Annotated in this window: 17 protein-coding genes; 6 read left to right on the forward strand and 11 right to left on the reverse strand. The window is 59.0% G+C overall.

The genetic code is table 11. The annotated features are described in order from the left end of the window. Positions 1 to 7: 7 nt before the first annotated feature. Complete coding sequence (locus tag ACNYC6_RS24840) at positions 8 to 733, reverse strand: FadR/GntR family transcriptional regulator (protein ID WP_223570048.1); 726 nt, start codon at positions 731 to 733, stop codon at positions 8 to 10. Positions 734 to 1,178: 445 nt separating this feature from the next. Here ACNYC6_RS24840 and ACNYC6_RS24845 point away from each other — a divergent pair, with 445 nt between their 5' ends. The 6 genes from ACNYC6_RS24845 to ACNYC6_RS24870 all read left to right on the forward strand — a co-directional run bounded on the left by ACNYC6_RS24845 (position 1,179) and on the right by ACNYC6_RS24870 (position 9,294). Further along, positions 1,179 to 2,327 (forward strand): branched-chain amino acid ABC transporter substrate-binding protein, encoded by a 1,149-nt coding sequence (locus ACNYC6_RS24845; protein WP_419709582.1) that lies wholly within the window; start codon positions 1,179 to 1,181, stop codon positions 2,325 to 2,327. 146 nt (positions 2,328 to 2,473) lie between these two features. Further along, the gene (locus ACNYC6_RS24850; protein WP_419709583.1) at positions 2,474 to 3,412 is read left to right on the forward strand and encodes a branched-chain amino acid ABC transporter permease; all 939 of its coding nucleotides are present in this window, start codon (positions 2,474 to 2,476) and stop codon (positions 3,410 to 3,412) included. Positions 3,413 to 3,423: 11 nt separating this feature from the next. Then, positions 3,424 to 4,668 carry an ABC transporter permease subunit gene (locus ACNYC6_RS24855; protein ID WP_419709584.1) on the forward strand — a complete coding sequence of 415 codons (1,245 nt, stop codon included), beginning with the start codon at positions 3,424 to 3,426 and terminating at the stop codon, positions 4,666 to 4,668. Further along, positions 4,665 to 5,438, forward strand: a complete 774-nt coding sequence (locus ACNYC6_RS24860; protein WP_419709585.1) for an ABC transporter ATP-binding protein — start codon at positions 4,665 to 4,667, stop codon at positions 5,436 to 5,438. Before ACNYC6_RS24855 ends, ACNYC6_RS24860 begins: the two co-directional genes overlap by 4 nt. Before the next feature lie 2 nt (positions 5,439 to 5,440). Continuing rightward, positions 5,441 to 6,157, forward strand: coding sequence for an ABC transporter ATP-binding protein (locus ACNYC6_RS24865; protein WP_419709586.1), 717 nt, complete (start codon positions 5,441 to 5,443; stop codon positions 6,155 to 6,157). 104 nt (positions 6,158 to 6,261) lie between these two features. Next, complete coding sequence (locus ACNYC6_RS24870) at positions 6,262 to 9,294, forward strand: FAD-binding and (Fe-S)-binding domain-containing protein (RefSeq protein WP_419709587.1); 3,033 nt, start codon at positions 6,262 to 6,264, stop codon at positions 9,292 to 9,294. Positions 9,295 to 9,542: 248 nt separating this feature from the next. Here the strand turns inward: ACNYC6_RS24870 and ACNYC6_RS24875 are convergent, their stop codons facing one another. The 10 genes from ACNYC6_RS24875 to ACNYC6_RS24920 all read right to left on the reverse strand — a co-directional run bounded on the left by ACNYC6_RS24875 (position 9,543) and on the right by ACNYC6_RS24920 (position 16,996). Continuing rightward, on the reverse strand, positions 9,543 to 10,271 hold the full coding sequence (locus ACNYC6_RS24875) for a TIGR03747 family integrating conjugative element membrane protein (RefSeq protein WP_419709588.1): 729 nt from the start codon (positions 10,269 to 10,271) through the stop codon (positions 9,543 to 9,545). A 36-nt stretch (positions 10,272 to 10,307) separates the two neighbouring features. Continuing rightward, positions 10,308 to 12,434, reverse strand: a complete 2,127-nt coding sequence (gene traD / locus ACNYC6_RS24880) for a type IV conjugative transfer system coupling protein TraD (RefSeq protein ID WP_419709589.1) — start codon at positions 12,432 to 12,434, stop codon at positions 10,308 to 10,310. Between the two features lie 9 nt (positions 12,435 to 12,443). After that, the gene (locus ACNYC6_RS24885) at positions 12,444 to 12,905 is read right to left on the reverse strand and encodes an integrating conjugative element protein (RefSeq protein ID WP_419709590.1); all 462 of its coding nucleotides are present in this window, start codon (positions 12,903 to 12,905) and stop codon (positions 12,444 to 12,446) included. Continuing rightward, the gene (locus tag ACNYC6_RS24890; RefSeq protein ID WP_419709591.1) at positions 12,902 to 13,456 is read right to left on the reverse strand and encodes a transglycosylase; all 555 of its coding nucleotides are present in this window, start codon (positions 13,454 to 13,456) and stop codon (positions 12,902 to 12,904) included. Before ACNYC6_RS24890 ends, ACNYC6_RS24885 begins: the two co-directional genes overlap by 4 nt. Beyond that, on the reverse strand, positions 13,438 to 14,154 hold the full coding sequence (locus ACNYC6_RS24895) for a TIGR03759 family integrating conjugative element protein (protein ID WP_419709592.1): 717 nt from the start codon (positions 14,152 to 14,154) through the stop codon (positions 13,438 to 13,440). The genes ACNYC6_RS24890 and ACNYC6_RS24895 overlap by 19 nt, the downstream gene beginning before the upstream one ends. A gap of 10 nt (positions 14,155 to 14,164) precedes the next feature. Continuing rightward, positions 14,165 to 14,836, reverse strand: a complete 672-nt coding sequence (locus ACNYC6_RS24900; RefSeq protein WP_419709593.1) for a hypothetical protein — start codon at positions 14,834 to 14,836, stop codon at positions 14,165 to 14,167. After that, complete coding sequence (locus tag ACNYC6_RS24905; RefSeq protein WP_419709594.1) at positions 14,833 to 15,348, reverse strand: PilL N-terminal domain-containing protein; 516 nt, start codon at positions 15,346 to 15,348, stop codon at positions 14,833 to 14,835. Before ACNYC6_RS24905 ends, ACNYC6_RS24900 begins: the two co-directional genes overlap by 4 nt. Before the next feature lie 215 nt (positions 15,349 to 15,563). Beyond that, a complete protein-coding gene (locus tag ACNYC6_RS24910; protein ID WP_419709595.1) occupies positions 15,564 to 16,058 on the reverse strand; it encodes a JAB domain-containing protein in 495 nt (164 codons plus the stop codon). A gap of 62 nt (positions 16,059 to 16,120) precedes the next feature. Continuing rightward, positions 16,121 to 16,378, reverse strand: a complete 258-nt coding sequence (locus ACNYC6_RS24915; protein WP_419709596.1) for a hypothetical protein — start codon at positions 16,376 to 16,378, stop codon at positions 16,121 to 16,123. Positions 16,379 to 16,441: 63 nt separating this feature from the next. Further along, entirely contained in the window at positions 16,442 to 16,996 is a 555-nt protein-coding gene (locus ACNYC6_RS24920; RefSeq protein ID WP_419709597.1) for an STY4534 family ICE replication protein, read from the reverse strand. Positions 16,997 to 17,390: the final 394 nt, after the last annotated feature.

A 17,390-nucleotide genomic window follows, 5' to 3' on the forward strand; every position in this document is an offset into this window, starting at 1 on the left:
GCGGAGATCACTCTCCGCTCTGTACCAGGCGCTGATAACGCGAGAGGCTTTCCTCTAGATGCTTGCGCAATGCGTTGCGGGCACCATTGATGTCACCCATGGTAATCGCCGAAAGAATCGCGCCGTGTTCGCGACCGATTTTCTTGATGTGTGCCTGACGGCTTTTGCCGGTGGATTGTCCGTGCTTGAGGTGCAGATCAAAAATAATGTCCGGCCCCAATGCCTCTAACAACTGCGTGAAGTGAGGATTGTTGGTAGCCCTGGCGATGGCCAGGTGGAATTCGAAATCGGCCTTGGCCTCTTCTTCCAGATCGGTCCCGTCCAGTGCGTTAAAGCGATCAAAGGCCTGGGTGATGTCGGCCATGCTGGTCGGACTGCGGCGTTCAGCGGCCCGTGCCACGGATTCGGTTTCAATACCCAGGCGCAGCTCAAGCACTTGCGCGGCGGCACGAACGTCATCGACGGCGGTGCTGAGCGCGTAGCCGATGCGCTTTACGTCCTGTTCGACAACAAAGACACCCACACCTTGGCGTGCGATCAGGCGTCCGCCCAGGCGCAAGGACGCGACTGCCTCGCGGATCACCGGCCGGCTTACGTTGAATTCTTTGCACAAGGCCTGTTCGGAAGGCAGTTTTTCGCCAGGACCATAGGTGCCTATATCAATGCGATTGGACAGTTCGCGGATAACCGTCTCTGCAAGATTTTCCCTGCGCGTACCAGTTGTCGCGTCCATTTATGTTGCTCCTGAACCTGAATGCTCATCACGGAAGATGAATGGTTGTACAGCTGAGAGGACCTCGTCAAATAAATGCAAAGTCTCTATTTATTTCAGCGTTTAGCCGATGATCCGGCCATTTGACCGACGCCCATATGTTATCAAACAACTGACCTCACATGGTGCGAGCAACCCATATTAGCGATGAATGCGCGTCGTATCTGTGCATTTTTGTCACCTCCAGAAGTTCGTCTTTCTCTTTTTCGCTGACACCTAGTATACACCCATTGACAGTTGCCTGCTGACTGTTATCTTACAAGTGCGGTCGCTAATGACGACTAAGCAATGCAGTGAGATTGTCCCGAATAGGTCTGGTTGCCGTGAAAGGGCGCCGGGCATGGAAAAGAAGACTTGCACGTCAACGTGCTCAATTCGTTTGTCCGATGATTTCTGGGAGGGGTATATGCGTAAACACAACCTGATCTTCACAGCACTCGCTGCGGCGATGGCTTCGGCGCTGAGTGTCGGGATCGCTACTGCGGCGGATACCGAGCAGGTACGGATCGGCTTCGCCGGCCCCCTGACCGGGCCATCCGGGCACCAGGGCCTGGATGTGGAGCACGGCGTGAGCATCGCCATCGAAGAGGCCAACCAGCAAAAACTTAAGATTGGCGACAAAGTGGCCGAGTTCAAACTGGTCTCCGAAGACGACGTCGCTGACCCACGGACCGGCACCGCAGTGGCCCAGCGCCTAGTCGATGCCAAGGTGGCGGTGGTCATCGGTCACTACAACTCTGGTACCAGTATTCCTGCTTCAAAAATCTACGGCGACGCGGGCATCCCGCAAATTTCTCCTTCGGCAACCAATCCAGCGCTGACCCGGCAAGGCATTAAGTCGGTGTTCCGCGTGGTCAATGACGACGCGACGTTGGGGCGTTATGCCGGCAATTACCTTGTCAACAAGCTCGGCGCCAAACGCATTGCGATCTTCGATGACCGCACTGCCTATGGCCAAGGGTTGGCTGATGAAGTGAACAAGGCGGTCAAAGCTGCCGGTGGCAATGTCGTGGTGCGTGAATACACCAACGACAAAGCTACCGATTTCAATGCCATTCTGACCACCGCAAAGGCGCAGCAAGTCGATGCCGTGTTCTTTGCCGCCCTGGATTATCAAGCTGCGCCGATGGCCAAGCAGATGAAAAACCTGGGCATCAAGGCCAAGTTCATGAACATCGGCAACCTGCCTAACGACGAGTTCAAGAAAATGGCCGGCAGCGCGGCCGAAGGAGCCTACGCCTGGAACTACGGTACGCCTTTACAGGACATGCCGAAGGGCGCCGCCTTCGAGCAAAAACTCAAGGACAAGTTTGGCATGGGAGTGGTGCAGTCCTCGCCGGCGGCTTACGACGCTACCTGGGCGGCAATCAATGCCATGGTCAAGGCGAATTCGGATGATCCGGCCGTTTACCTGCCTGTCCTGAAAAGCTCCAGCTACGACGGTGTCACCGGGACCATTGCGTTCGACGAGTCTGGCAATCTCAAGAATGCCGCAGCGACGATTTTCCAGTTTGAAGATGGCAAGTGGAAAACCCTGGAAGTAGAGCGCGAGTAAAGATTCAGCAGCATAAAGAACGATAAGCGGGCCTCCACGGCCCGCGACTACAACAAGAAGACTTTTTTCTGATCTGCCATGAGTTTCATCGCGTGCTCTCGCAAGTGATCGCCGGTGAATACAACGCAGCTTTGAGGATTCACCAAGTGGAAGCCAATCTTAATATCTTGTTGCAGCAGATCCTCAATGGTCTGGTGCTCGGCAGTATCTACGCCCTCGTGGCGCTGGGTTACACCATGGTGTACGGCATCATTGGCCTGATCAATTTCGCCCACGGCGAAATTGTCATGGTCGGTGCCATGGTGACGATTTCGGTGCTGACCATGCTGGCAGGGTTTGGATTTGCACCAGGCGTGCTGACACTGATGTTCGCAATCATGATTGCGGCAGTCGTCTGCATGTTGATGGCACAAGGTATGGAGAAATTTGCCTACCGACCGTTGCGCAAAGCCCCTCGTTTGACGCCACTTATCCTGGCAATCGGTATCTCTATTTTTCTGCAGAACCTGGCGATGATGATTTGGGGGCGGGGTTACAAGACGTTCCCCGAAGTCGTTGAAACCCGGCCGATCGAAGTGTTCGGCGCCACCATTACCAACATCCAGATGAGCATCATGATCATCTCGGTCGTCATCATGTTTGCCCTCTGGGTACTGGTGGACAAGACCCGACTTGGCAAAGCCATGCGTGCAACGGCGCAGAACCAGGAAGTCGCCGGCTTGATGGGTATCAACATCAACCGGGTGATCTCGGCCACCTTCGTCATCGGTGCATCGCTGGGCGCCGTGGCCGGTGTCATGCGTGCAGTCAACTATGGCCAGGCGGACGCCTACATGGGCTTGTTGCTGGGACTCAAGGCCTTTTCGGCGGCGGTACTGGGCGGGATCGGCAACCTCTTCGGCGCCATGGCCGGAGGCATCTTGCTGGGCCTGATCGAATCCCTTGCCGCGGGATATACCGGTCAACTGACAGGAGGATTCCTAGGGGCCAATTACCAGGACATCTTCGCGTTCATGGTGCTCATCATGGTCTTGCTATTCCGGCCGAACGGTCTGATGGGCGAGCGCCAGGCCGACCGCGCATAGGAGGCTACGCCATGAAGAATCATTACGCTCAATACGCGCTGCTCGTGCTGGCGTTCATCGCTCTGCCGTTTGTGGTCGACGCCATACCGTTCCTTGGGCCGACCTGGGTGCGAATCCTCGGTTTCGCCATGCTCTATGTGCTGCTGGCACTGGGGCTGAATATCGTGATCGGCTACGCCGGCCTGCTGGACATGGGCTACATCGGTTTTTACGCCATTGGCGCCTACCTGTATGCGTTGCTCTCATCTCCTCACTTGAACATGGCGGGGCTCGCCGAGGGCGTATTGAACTGGCCGTTGTGGATCATTATTCCGCTGGCTGCCGTCATCGCGGCGATCTGCGGTGTGTTGATTGGCGCACCGGTGCTCAAGTTGCGCGGTGACTACCTCGCCATCGTCACGCTAGGCTTTGGCGAAATCATCCGGATTTTCATGAACAACCTCGACCAACCGGTGAACATCACCAACGGTCCTCAGGGTATTTCAGCCATCGCCCCGTTGCACATCGATGCCGGCGCGTGGAGCTACGCGAGCGGACATGCACCGGATGCCATCCTGTCATTGCAGACAAAATGGAGCCTGTTCGGTTTGCAGGTCTCTCCAGTCATCAGCTACTACCTGTTCTTCCTGGTGGTCGTCATCCTCGCGATCATTTTGTCCAAGCGTCTGGAAGTGTCCCGTATCGGCCGCGCCTGGATGGCGTTGCGCGAAGACGAAGTTGCCGCCGAAGCGATGGGTTTGAACAAGCGCAATCTCAAACTCCTGGCATTTGCGATGGGGGCGACGTTCGGAGGGGTGTCCGGTGCCTTGTTTTCCGCTTACCAGGGCTTTGTCAGCCCGGAATCGTTCACGCTGATGGAGTCAATCATGGTCCTGGCGATGGTGGTGCTGGGGGGAATGGGCTCGATCCGCGGTGTGGTGCTGGGCGCGCTGATTCTGTCGATCATGCCCGAGGTGTTCCGCGACCTGGTGAACTGGGTACAGCCATTCGTCATGGACAACGTGACCTTCATCAGTCGCGAAGTGCTGCGCAATGTTCTTGATGCCTCAACATTGCGGATGCTGGTATTCGGTCTTGCATTGATCCTCGTCATGCGTTTCCGCCCCGAAGGACTCTGGCCATCAAGCCGCCGCCGCGCCGAGTTGCATGAAGATGAAAGCGAGCCATTGGTCCCTGCACCCGTGCTCGATAGCACCATAGAGCACCTGGAGCCAGCGACAGCGGAGTTCAGACTGAAAGGGGTGAATAAGGTATGAGCGACGTACTGCTGGAACTGCATAAAGTCAGCAAGTTTTTTGGCGGGTTACAGGCGTTGCATGGCATCGACCTGAGTATCAAACGCGGCGAAATACGTGGATTGCTGGGGCCGAACGGCGCAGGCAAGACGACGCTGTTCAACGTCTTGACCGGCTTGTACCGCGCCGAGGAAGGCAAGGTGAACTTCAACGGCAAACCGTTGCGGATCAGCAAGCCGCACAAAGTGGTTGAGGCTGGCATCTCGCGAACCTTTCAGAACATCCGCCTGTTTCACAATATGACGGCGCTGGAGAACGTGATGATCGGCCGTCATGTGCGGACAAAAAGCGGCGTGTTCGGCGCTATTTTGCGAACCCGTCGTTGTGTTCAGGAGGAGCGAGAGATTCATGAGGCGGCGCGCTACTGGCTCGACTATGTCGGCATTGGCCGGTTTGCAGGCGAGCTGGCGAAGAATCTTTCATACGGTGATCAACGTCGACTGGAGATCGCGCGAGCCCTTGCAACGGAACCGTTACTGGTCGCCCTGGATGAGCCCGCGGCTGGTATGAACGCCTCTGAAACCGAAGGCTTGCGTCAGTTGATGTGCAAGATGAAGGGCGACGGCAAGACGGTGCTGTTGATTGAGCATGATGTGAAGCTGGTCATGGGCTTGTGTGATCACGTTACGGTGCTTGAGTTCGGAAAAAAAATCGCTGATGGCCTGCCTGCGCAGGTACAGAAAGACCCTCGGGTAATCGAGGCTTATTTGGGCACTGAGACGGTGGCTTGAGCATGAAAAATCTTCTTCAGGTAAACGATCTCAAGGTTTCCTATGGCGCCATTCAGGCCATCAAGGGGCTGGACTTTCATGTGGGCGAGGGTGAGATGGTCGCCTTGATCGGGGCCAACGGCGCCGGCAAAACCACGACGCTCAAGACACTGGCCGGAATGCTGACGCCGACGTCCGGGCAAATTACCTTTGATGGGAAAGTCCATTCAAAGATCAAGAGCTACGACTTGATACGCGAAGGCCTGGCGCTGGTGCCTGAAGGGCGGGGCATTTTCCCCAAGCTGACGGTCGTTGAGAATCTGGAAATGGGCGCCTTTTCGCGCACCGATGGCAAGACAGCCATCGAGGCCGATATCGATCGCATGTTTTGCATTTTTCCCCGACTCAAGGAACGTGCCTTCCAGCTTGCCGGCACCATGTCGGGCGGCGAGCAACAGATGCTGGCTATTTCCCGGGCGCTGATGGGCAAACCCAAATTGCTCTTGCTCGACGAACCTTCCATGGGGCTTGCGCCCATCATCGTGCAAAAAATCTTCGAGACCATTCGCGAATGCGTAAAGGGGGGAGTAACGCTGTTGCTGGTTGAGCAAAACGCAAAACTTGCCCTCCAGACCTGTCAGCGCGCCTACGTGATTGACGGTGGTCGCATTGTATTGGAAGGGCAGGCGGACGAGTTGCTGCACAACGAACAAGTGCAGAAAGCCTACCTCGGCGAATAACCGGAACACGTTCTTGAAAGCCTTCGAATGCCACCCACTCCGGCGCAGTTTTTTTGTACTGGCGTGGTTGGCGTTGTCATCCCCGTTCTCGTGAGACTTCCTCAATGATTGCCCAGCTCCCACCGAGCCTGACAGCACCTGACTACAGTGATTTTCTTGCAGCGTTGAAAGCGAAGGGATTCAAGGGGGAGGTGGGAACCGATTACACCAGTCGCACCGTACTGGCGACCGATAACTCGATTTATCAGTGCTTGCCGCAGGCGGTCATTTTTCCATTCGATGAAGAGGACGTGGCGTGCGTTGCACGGCTCCTGGCTGTACCAGCTTTTCGTACGATAAAACTCACGGCGAGAGGCGGAGGAACAGGCACTAATGGTCAATCACTGACTGATGGGATCGTGGTTGATCTTTCGCGGCACATGAACAGGATTCTGGAAATCGATCCACTGAACAGGCGCGTTCGGGCTCAGGCAGGCGTTGTTAAAGACCAGCTCAATGCGGCGCTCAAACCTCATGGCCTGTTCTTCGCTCCGGAACTGTCGACTTCCAATCGGGCGACTATCGGCGGAATGATCAACACCGACGCCAGTGGACAAGGCAGCTGTACTTACGGCAAGACGCGGGATCATGTGCTTGAACTGCACAGTATTCTGCTTGGCGGTGAATATCTTCACTCTCGGCCTCTGGATGAGGAAGAGCTGGAAATTGCCTGTGCCCGGGATGATCGGATCGGCGAAGTTCACCGAGTGGTGCGAGGGATTCACGCCGACAAGGCTGATTTGATTGAAGCCCGGTTTCCCAAGCTCAATCGCTGCCTCACCGGATATGACCTGGCGCATATCCGCGGCGAAGACGGGCGTTTGAGCCTCAATAGTGTGATGTGTGGTGCCGAAGGCTCATTGGGCTTTGTGGTCGAGGCGCTATTGAACGTGTTGCCCATTCCCAAATACTCGGTGTTGGTGAATGTGCGCTACGCCAGTTTCATGGATGCATTGCGCGATGCTCGCTCGTTGATCGAGCACAAACCGTTGTCGATTGAGACGGTCGATTCGAAAGTGCTGATGCTGGCAATGAAGGACATTGTCTGGCACAGCGTTGCTGAGTATTTCCCGGGGAATCCTGATCGCCCGACATTGGGCATTAACCTGGTCGAGTTCAGTGGTGACGACATATCCGAGGTCGAAAGTCGGGTAGCAGCGTTCGTTGAGCATTTGCATGCGGATCAAAGCGTAGAGCGCCTCGGTCATACGTTGGCTGAAGGTGAGGAAGCCGTAAAGCAAGTCTATGCGATGCGCAAACGCTCGGTCGGTTTGCTGGGCAACGTACAAGGCGAGATTCGACCTCAGCCTTTTGTCGAGGACACGGCAGTCCCGCCTGAAAACCTTGCGGATTACATTGCCGAGTTTCGCGCTTTGCTGGACAGTTTTGGCTTGCAGTATGGAATGTTCGGGCACGTCGACGCCGGGGTGCTGCATGTGCGCCCTGCACTTGATATGAAGGACCCGCGGCAGGCCGCATTGGTACGTCCGATTTCCGATGGCGTGGCAGCACTGACGCAACGCTATGGCGGGTTGCTTTGGGGGGAGCATGGAAAAGGCATTCGCTCCGAATATGCCCCGGCGTTTTTCGGCGAGCTGTATCCATCCTTGCAGGCGGTAAAGTCTGCCTTCGATCCCTACAACCAATTCAATCCTGGAAAAATTGCCACGCCGTTGAACAGCGCCGAGTCATTGATCAAAATCGATGAAGCTGTCATGCGTGGAGATCTTGATCGCCAGATCGATGAGCGGGTCTGGAACAGTTACGAGCCTGCTGTGCATTGCAACGGTAACGGGGCTTGCTACAACTACGACCCGAACGATGCCATGTGCCCTTCATGGAAGGCCACGCGGCAGCGACAACACTCGCCGAAGGGGCGGGCGTCACTGATACGGGAGTGGTTGCGTCTGCAAGGAAATGCAGGCGTGGACGTCCTCTCGACATCACTGCGCCGTCCACACTTTTTCAAAGGTCTGCCGCAGCGCTGGCGCAATAGCCGGGCACAGCGTCAAGGTAGCGTCGACTTCTCCCATGAAGTGTATGAAGCCATGGCCGGTTGCCTTGCTTGCAAATCATGCGCGGGCCAGTGCCCGATCAAGGTCAATGTCCCTGAATTTCGCTCGCGGTTTCTGGAGCTTTACCATGGCCGCTATCTTCGGCCCCTGCGTGACTACCTGATTGGCTCGCTTGAGTTCAGCATTCCTTACTTCGCCAGGGTTCCCGGCCTTTACAACAGGCTGATGACTGCGCCATTGGTGAAGCGCTGGCTGGCCGAAAAAGCGGGCATGGTCGACAGCCCACTGCTCAGTCGCTTCAACTTCCAGACTGTTCTGGATCGCTGGAATGTCGAGCCAGCAACGCCTGAGCGATTGGCAAGACTGGGTCCTGCTCAGGCCGATAAAAGTGTCGTGATAGTGCAAGACGCTTTCACCCGTTATTTTGAGACCCCCTTGCTAGCCTCGTTTATCGAACTGGCGTCGCGTATGGGTTTTCAAGTCTTCGTCGCGCCGTACAGCCCCAATGGCAAGCCGCTTCACGTGCAGGGCTTTCTAGCGGCATTCAACAAGGCTGCGATACGTAATGCCAGGCAGCTTCAGGCCTTGAGTGAATCGGGTGTGCGCCTGGTTGGCCTGGATCCGGCGATGACATTGGTGTACCGCCAGGAGTACTCAAAAGTACCGGGGCTGGCTGCGGCTCCTGCGGTCGAGTTGCCTCAGGAGTGGCTACTGGATAGTTTGAGTGAAGCGCCCATTTGCACGATGCCTAGAACATTACGCTTGTTGGCTCACTGTACGGAGAAGACCAATGTGCCTGCGAGCAGCAAGCAATGGGTCGAAGTATTTCGGAAGTTGGATTTAAAACTGATTGTTGAGTCGACAGGTTGCTGTGGGATGTCCGGTACCTATGGTCATGAAGCGCGTAATCAAGCGACATCACGGGTGATTTTTGATCAGTCATGGAAACGAAAGGTTGCTGACAACACGTCAGGCGAACCACTGGCGACTGGCTACTCATGTCGCAGCCAAGTGAAGCGTCTTTCCAACAGAAACTTGAGGCACCCGCTGGAGATTCTTCTGGAGGTGTATCGAGCTTTTTAGGCAGAACGACTGCTTTGGGCCGATTCTGTTGAATTAGTCGGGTGTGGTTTCCACAGCAGAAAAGGACGCGCTTGAGATTGAAATCTTTATTTTTAGCAGAGGATCTCGGGGGCAGATTTCACTTAGCAGCGCGTAAAAAAGGCGTTTTCAGCAGTCAGTAATCGGGCGGCCAGAAAGGACCGAATTGTTCAACCGAATCGGCCGGAAGCTGTCTGTCGCCACTGTTAGCATCGGGTCAGTATCGGTCGTCAAAGATATTTTTTGAACGTTGCAGCCGTAATGGCCACCATGCAGCCAAGTAGCGTGGCGCATGGCAACAGCACCCAATTGGGGTTGAGCGACCAGGGTAAGGAGAGGTAAATCAGCCAGGGGCTTACCAGCAATGGCAGCAATGTGCGCTTCGCTCGGTGATAGACAAAGCTACTCTCCCGATCAGCCCCGAACTTGCGAAGATCTCGTCGCATCAACCCGTCGACGGCACCGGTGATAACTGCGAGCAAGAACAGCGGCATGGCCAAGGTAAGGACGGCCAGGCGGACCACGAAGGTGAAGACCGTGAACAGCGCTGCCAGCAGGTACTCCTGCACCACGACATACACCTGGGCGAACTGGCCGAGGAGCGACTGCTCTCGACTGAGCAGCTTCAGGTGGGTATCTGATTGCGCCCACCCGGATCGGACCACGACCCATTCGTTGAGGTACTGAATTATCTTGGCGGTCGCTTGCGCCGGCTCCTGGACCAGCAGAGAGCTCTTGAAGTGGCTACTGAGCCAGCCCAGTTCGCTCAGCCACATGGCATGGCTGTGATGCCAACCCTGTTCCGGCCAAAACCACAACATGCCCACGAATTCCAGCACGATAGATAACAGCAGCGATGCGAATAGCAGGCCGAGTAAACGTAGGCAGAGCTCCAGTGCTCCGAGAATGAGCCCAGGACGTCTTTGCACTGGGGGCAGATTGGTTGGAGTGGTGGGCATATGGGCTCCAGCGGAGTGGTAGGCAGGCCATGACCGTTAAGGCGTACCTCTGCGCCTTGGCGGTGGCATTTCAGGATCGAAGTCGACCGTTGGCGCACCGCCGGAACTGGTCCACCAATTGCCCGAATTGGCGTTGTACGACTCGCGCATGCGTGCGGCCAACGCCTGCAGATCGGCCGGCATCGCATCGTCGCTGGCCTGCTTGGGCAGGGGCATGCGGACCTTCCACAGTTGCCCACCTTCCTGGAAGGAAAACATTTGGCCCTTGGGCAACCCGATAATGTGTGCAGGCTCAATCAGCGGCACCGCGGTGGTAGTAACCCGGTCCTGGGACGATGAGGTGAAGTCGGTGCGGGCGTCCGGATCTGCCGTGTCCGTGGCACCGGAGACCAAGGTGCGGGTTTGTACGTTGACCTTGGGCAGCTGATTGGTCAGCAACTCAGCGGTCGCTGTTTCCCGTACACGCAGCATCTGCAGGGTGTTGAAGTTGCCGATGACCTGGCCGGCCTTGGCCCGGCTGCCGATGCGTGCCTCGATGTCGCTCAAGGTCTGGGTGTAGGCGGTGACCTGGATGCCTGCGCCGCCGCCCTTGTTGATCAGCGGGATGAACTCATCGCCCATCAGCTCGTTGAACTCGTCCGCATGCAGATTGATGGGTACCTTTTCCGCCGAGCTGGATGACCCTGGCAAACCGTGATCGATGCCATGTTTGTAAATATGGCCGGCGACGGACACCAGGTCGGCAAACATTGAGTTGCCGACGGCTGCGGCGACTTCGGCATCGGACAGCGCATCCAGGCCAACATAGACAATCCCGCGTTTACGGATAATCTGCAGCCAGTCGAAGATCGGCCGCGGGTCCTCCAGGTCGGTGTAGTCGGGAGCCAGCAGTTGCGCGGTCTTGCCACTGGTGAGCTTTTCCAGCAGCGGCAGGAGCGAGGCGACGATCTTGTCGAAATAGGTGCGGTCGTAACGTACGGCCGAGCGCAGGCCGTCCATCACCGGGTCGAAGATGCGCTTGGCCGTCAGGTACTGCTCAATGGCAACCACACGTTTTTCCCGGCCAATCATGTGTCGTGGCACGTTCTTTTCGTTGATACGGCCCTCGATCTGCACGATCGCTTCCCAAGCCTGTTCGTCGTGGCGGGCGAAAAAGTGCTGGGCATACTCGATGAACAGTGCGTCGATGTTCACCACATGGCGCTGAATCTGCAGGTAGTCCGGACGCCGGCCCAGCTCGATCAAAGCCCGGGCGATAATGTTGACAAAACGCCAGGCGAATTCACGAAACGCCGCCGAGTTGCCTTCGCCACTCAACTGTCCGGCGATCCGGGTGGCCACCTCCGAGATGCGGCCGAAGCGGCCGATGGCGTTGTAGCGTGCGGAGATCTCCGGCCAGCCCAAGTGAAACACGTAGAACTCATGCTCGCGGCCGGCGCGGCGTGCCTCCACGTACATGCGCTTGAGCAGGTCGGCGTCACCCTTGGGGTCGAAGACAATCACCACTTCCTGGGGCGGCCGGTGGATGTCCTGGGTGATGTACACCTCTGCCAGGCGCGTCTTGCCGACCCGGGTGGTGCCCAACACCAGGGTATGCCCCACGCGTTCGCCCAGCGGCAAGGTGGCTGCCTGTTCCTTCGGTTCGACGCCGTGCAGGAGCGGCGAGCCGCCGACCGGCGGCAGCGGACGCACCGGGTTGAACGGACTGTCCCAGGTCGTCAGCCGGGGCAACAGGGAGAGACCTGAAGGCGCCTTTTCCAGCAGGCACTCCAGGCGTCGGGCGAACTGGTAGGCGGCCGATTGATTCACATAGCGGGCGAGTGCAGGATCCTGTGCCTCGAGCAGGCGCTGGGTGTGCAGGCGGGTCCAGCGAAAGCCGCGGCCCATGAACAGGCGCTTGCTGCTCACCGGAATCTGCCGGCTGGTCAGCGAGTAACGGGGCAAACGGCGAATGTTGCGCCGATAGCGCAGCACAAGCCGGGCTTCGTTGAGGCGCTTGATGCCAAGTGCCGTGTACGCCAGGGCCATGCCTGTGCCTACCTCGGGCGACAGCGCCACCGCCCAGGGCGAGAGCAGGCACAGGGCGCCGGCGCCGGCGCAGATGCCCACGGTGTACAGCTCCACCGCCGGGCGTAGCAGGGATTCCATCGCATGATCACCCATGGTGGTCCCTCACTGTTCCAGCCCGGTGGGCGTGATTAGCACGGGGTAGTGCTCCAGCTCCAGCCGCTCGGCGATGTCATCGCCGCTCACCGGCCAGATGTTCAACTCGGGCGCTGTCGCCTGGATGCGTTGCAGCGCCTTGGCGTCGGTAACCTCGACCGCCAGACCGTTGGCGTTCAGCGCTTGCAGGGCGTGGGCATGCCGCGACAGCCACTCCAGCGAGGCAGGGTCCTGCCCGACCAGGAACAACGGGAGCATGCCGGGTAGATTCAACGTTCTGCGCGGCACGGAGCCTGGGCTCAGGCGCATGCTGCGCACCGGCAGCCCCCAGTTCAACGTGCGTGGATCTGGGGGCTTGGCGCGGGCGGCCGACTCGAAGGCGTCGTCGAATTGGGGATCGATGGGGGCTGCGAAGGCGGCGAGCGCCAGCCACTGCCACGTGACCAGTGCCGCCAGACGCGAGAGACTCATGGGTGTGACCCTTCACGAATGGACACGACCGCCTGGATGCGCTGCCAGCGTCGGCTGAATTGCTTGCGGTAGCGCGCCGCGGGCGCGCCACCGGCGGGACGGTGATAGCGGCCAGCGGCTACGACCCAGTCACCCACCTCGGCATAATGCTCGCGCAACAACTCGGCGGTGACGGCGAGGTTCACCCGCGGATCGAGGGCATCGCAGGCGGTGGGATAACGTTCGGGGTGGTAGCCCAGATTGGTCTGGCCCAAACCGACATCGATGCGTTTGGGATCATGTCGGGTGAGCTCCCGTCTAAGCGCGGCGCAGGCCTCGTCGCGACGGGCAAAACGTTGCGCGGTGCCCGCGACATTCAAGGTCCAGGGCCACGGGATCAGGTGACCGCGCAGTGGGGTGCCGCTCTCCTGCAAGGCGATGGCGAACAGCACCGAGGCGGGGATGCCGGCCTGTGCGGCGGCCAGCTGATAGGCGGGCGGGGGCAGGGCATCAGCCTGGACGGCGGTCATCCCGGCCAGGGCCAGCGCGAGGATCAGTCGATACGTTGCCATTTTCCTTCCACCTGCTGAAAGCGAGCGGGCAACGGGCGGGTAGCGCCCAGGGCGAACCAACGACCGCGGTCGTGGTTGAGGGTGACCTGTCCGCTGCTGATCTGGGTTGGGGTAATGCCAGCGCCACGTGCCCAACGCCGAATGCGCTCATCGTCCCCCTGGCTGCCCACCAGGTACACGTCCAGATGCGCCCCGGCACTGAGCCATTGCTGGGTGCTCGTCATGCAGTCTGAGCAGTTTTCTTCCACGAACAGGGTGTAGCGGGTGGTGCTCGACGGTACAGCCTCGTTGCCCAAGCCCTGGACAGGCAGCATTGCCGGGAACAGTCGCGCCCAGGCGGCGGTGTAGGCCTTCTGGTAAGCGAGTTCGCGTTCGGCGCGTTTGGCTTCGAGGCGGACCTGCAGTTCGGCGTAACGCTGACGCTCCTGGTCCGAGTCAGCCTCCACACCCAACGTGGTGAGTGGGTCGAGTTGCGGCGACCAGTACTGGCGCGGGCCGGTCTGCAAGCGCTCGAACGTGGCCCATTCGTCATCCGTCAGTCCCCAGGCCTTGGCTTGAGCCGCAACCGAGTGCTGCCGATCCAGCGACGTCTGTTCGCTGTATTGCTGCGCGGAATCGTTAGCGTTTTGTGCGCTCCATCCCGGCGCTGCCAGCAGGCAGGCGGGGAGCAGGAGGGTGAGGGCGGTGAGCCGAACCATAAACACCTCTTCACGGCAGGGGGAGCGTGCGATCGCCACGGCCAGGAACATGAAACACGACCTGGTCCTCTCGGATCGCCTGCAGCTGCCAGCCATTCATGCTGTCGCCGGGCTGCAACAGGTGCACGGTCGACAGTGAGTGCGCGCCTGCGGGCAGGGCCGAGACGAACCCCACGCCGCCTCGGGTCTCGATACCCAGCAGGGTCAAGGGTGGTGTCGGGGCTTTTGCCTCGGCTTTCTGACCGCCTGAGTCAGCCTGGCGAACCTTGTCCGGCCGTTGCGCAGTCGGCCGGGTCGACAACGTCTGAATCGCGGCCTCTGCCTTGCCAAGGCGCTGTTCCAGTCCAGTGATATCGGCGCTGCTCGGACCGCGGGGTAAAGCTTGAACAGTCTTGAGAGCCGCGGCCATCTCATCCAGCCGCTTGCTGAGCACCGCCTGAGCCGAAGTCTGCTGACGTTGCACGTCGCCGAGCGAAACCAGTTGCGGTTGCAGCGCTGTGAGTGTCTTGTCGAGCGCGTCGATGTCGCGCCGCAGCGCGGGCGTCGGATCGGCAGGGATGCTGCTGGCCGCCGCCAAAAGCTGGCCCAGTTGCTGATGATGGTTGTAGGTAACGGCAGCGAGCCCGGAGGCGCCGAGGCACAAGGTCCCGATCAGCAGGGCTTGAAAGTTTTTGACCTTCATGGCGCGACCTCCAGCGTTGAGAGAGGCGGTGTGGGCTGAGGCAAGCGGAGGCCGTAACACACGGTCCGGTTGACCGGATCGATGTCGAGCTTCCAGGCTGGTCCTCCGATGACGGTCAAGGCGTCCAGCAGCGAGATCGGACCAAGGTGGTGGTGCACGGCTGGCAGAGAGCGGTTGAACAACACGGCCAGCTTTGCGCCGCCGGGGCAGAGCGTGTAGCCCGAGCGTTGCAGCACGTGGCGCAGTGCGTCACCGACATTCGCGTGCAGGGCAGGAGCGATCTGGATATTGATCAGCTGATACAGGGGCTGGCGCTGCTCCAAGGTCGGCCGCGTACTGGCCAGGGTGTAGCGGTCCTGGCGGACCCAAGCGGGTACCGCCGGTGTTTGTTTTGGCAGCGGGGACGGCTGTACGGATGGTTCTAGCGCTGTCGGGGTGGCAGCCGGTGGCGGTGTATTGCAGCCGGCCAGCGCGATTATCAAGCCAAGGGTGGGGAACGTGGGGGTGTGCATGACCAGGTCTCGACAGAAATTGCCGATACGGTGGCGCACGTGCAGCGTCAGACCTACTGAAAAACCGAATCCGGCTGTGCGGATTACCTTGGACCACCCATGAAAAAGGCGCCCGGTGGGGCGCCTTGGGTCAGTCGTCTGCGGGCATGATGGTTCTCCGGTAAAAGCCAAAGCCACCCCAAACTGGCGGTGGCTCCCGGACGGGGTGAGGTGTACTAGATCCAGCCGTTTTCGGCCAGCGACAAGGGCTGGCCTTCGCCAATGATGATGTGGTCCAGGACGCGGACCTCGACCATCGCCAGCGCGTTGCTCAGGCGTGCTGTGAGCACACGGTCGGCGGCGCTGGGCTCAGAGCAACCAGAGGGGTGGTTGTGGCTGATGATGACCGCCGCGGCATTGTGCTCCAATGCCTTGATGACCACTTCGCGTGGATAGACGGAGGCGCCATCAATGCTGCCGAAGAACAATACCTCAAAGCTCAGCACCCGATGTTGCGAGTCCAGGCAGAGTAGGGCGAAGACTTCATGGCGATACGGCGCCAGGCGCAGTTTCAAGTACGCGGCCGCGTCATAAGGGGTCACCAGCAACTCGCCGCGCTGAAAATAGCGCTGGTCCAGCAGCTGCAGGGCTTTGTTGATCAACGCATCCTCGTGGGTGCGTTGGGTCAGTGCGGGATCGAGCGAGTCGACCAAATTCAGTTGAGTGTTCATGGGCAGAGCCTCGTGTGAGGGCGCGCTCGCTGGGAGTGCCTTGTGTGGGTGAGGTCGAGCGTTCAAAGGCGGGTGAAACGATGACGAGAACCCTGCAGCGGGCTCGCGCAGGCCTCGCACGGCCGGGTTGAGAAGGGGTCGATACCGACACCGGTTTCAGAATCAAAGTCGGCGCTCAGGGGGAAGAGCGCGAGTAGGGCTGTGCGCAGGTGGGCGATCCGTTGTTCAACTTGTTCTTCGCTGTAGTAGAGCGACAGTGCGCTGAAGTCATCGTACGCCACAGCCTGCAGGCAGTCCTCGCAGAGCCAGTAGCTCTCCATGACGACCTCCTGGGTGGATAAGAAAAGGCGCTCGTAAGAGCGCCTGTGGAAAGCCAATCTGCCTCAGGCAGACTGACGGGCACGGGTATTAGTGCAGCGTGGACTGGCGGTTGGCGATTGACGATGTGCAGAACTGTCGTTGTCAGAATGCTGTTCTGCGTCACTTTCGGCCTCATCGAATTGCACCTGCGATTCCGCGGGTGCGGACTCCTGCCGAGGCGGAGCTTTGTAGGTGAGTTGGCCATCGACCTTGATCCACTCGATGAAGATCAGCCGACCTTTGAGGCTGGCGCCGGGTTGGCCTTTGCGCTCACCCTTTTCATAGGTGAAGGCATCGACCCAGAGGTCGCCAATCCGAAAGGCGATCAACACCTTGTGCTCAGCTTGGACCTGTTCCAGGTGTTCGCGGATCAGCCGTTCAGCTTCACCCCCTGCGACCTTGCAGTCGAAGCGGGTGTATTCAACGTCGTCCGACGCGCCTTGCAAGGCCGCGATGTCACAGGCCATGAACGGTTGCCCGCGACGGACAGGCACTTCGCGAACACGGTTAAGGTAACCAATGCCTTGCGTGTGCAGGTTGAAGTAAGTGGTGGGGGCAGCGTTGCTTGCAGTGGTCATGGTGAATCTCCTGTTTGCGAGAAACGCGGATATTCACCGGCCCTGGCGGGGGTGAGTCCGCAAGGGAAAGTCAGGTGCAATGAGACCGGTGGAAGAGCGCTCATCATCACGGGGAGCGATGATCGTGCGAGCCGCCGAGCGCTGGTCGCACTTGGGAGGAACCACCCGGGGAGGGCGTAGCCTTGCAGGTCCCGGCTACCTGGCTGCTGTCATCGACAGCGGGGTGCAGTTCAGATATAGAGCGGTGTCGATCGCCCGTCAAGCGTGGTTTCGCAACGTTCGCGGGGCGTGGAATGGGGTGGTGCTCGGTGGATTGTCAGCGGCGAAAAAATAGCCCGACGGTCATCAGGCTAGGAACAGATGGACCACCCTTGACCCGGCATGCCGACATCGA

The sequence above is a fragment of the Pseudomonas sp. NFX224 genome, from assembly GCF_048565165.1.
GTDB lineage: Bacteria > Pseudomonadota > Gammaproteobacteria > Pseudomonadales > Pseudomonadaceae > Aquipseudomonas.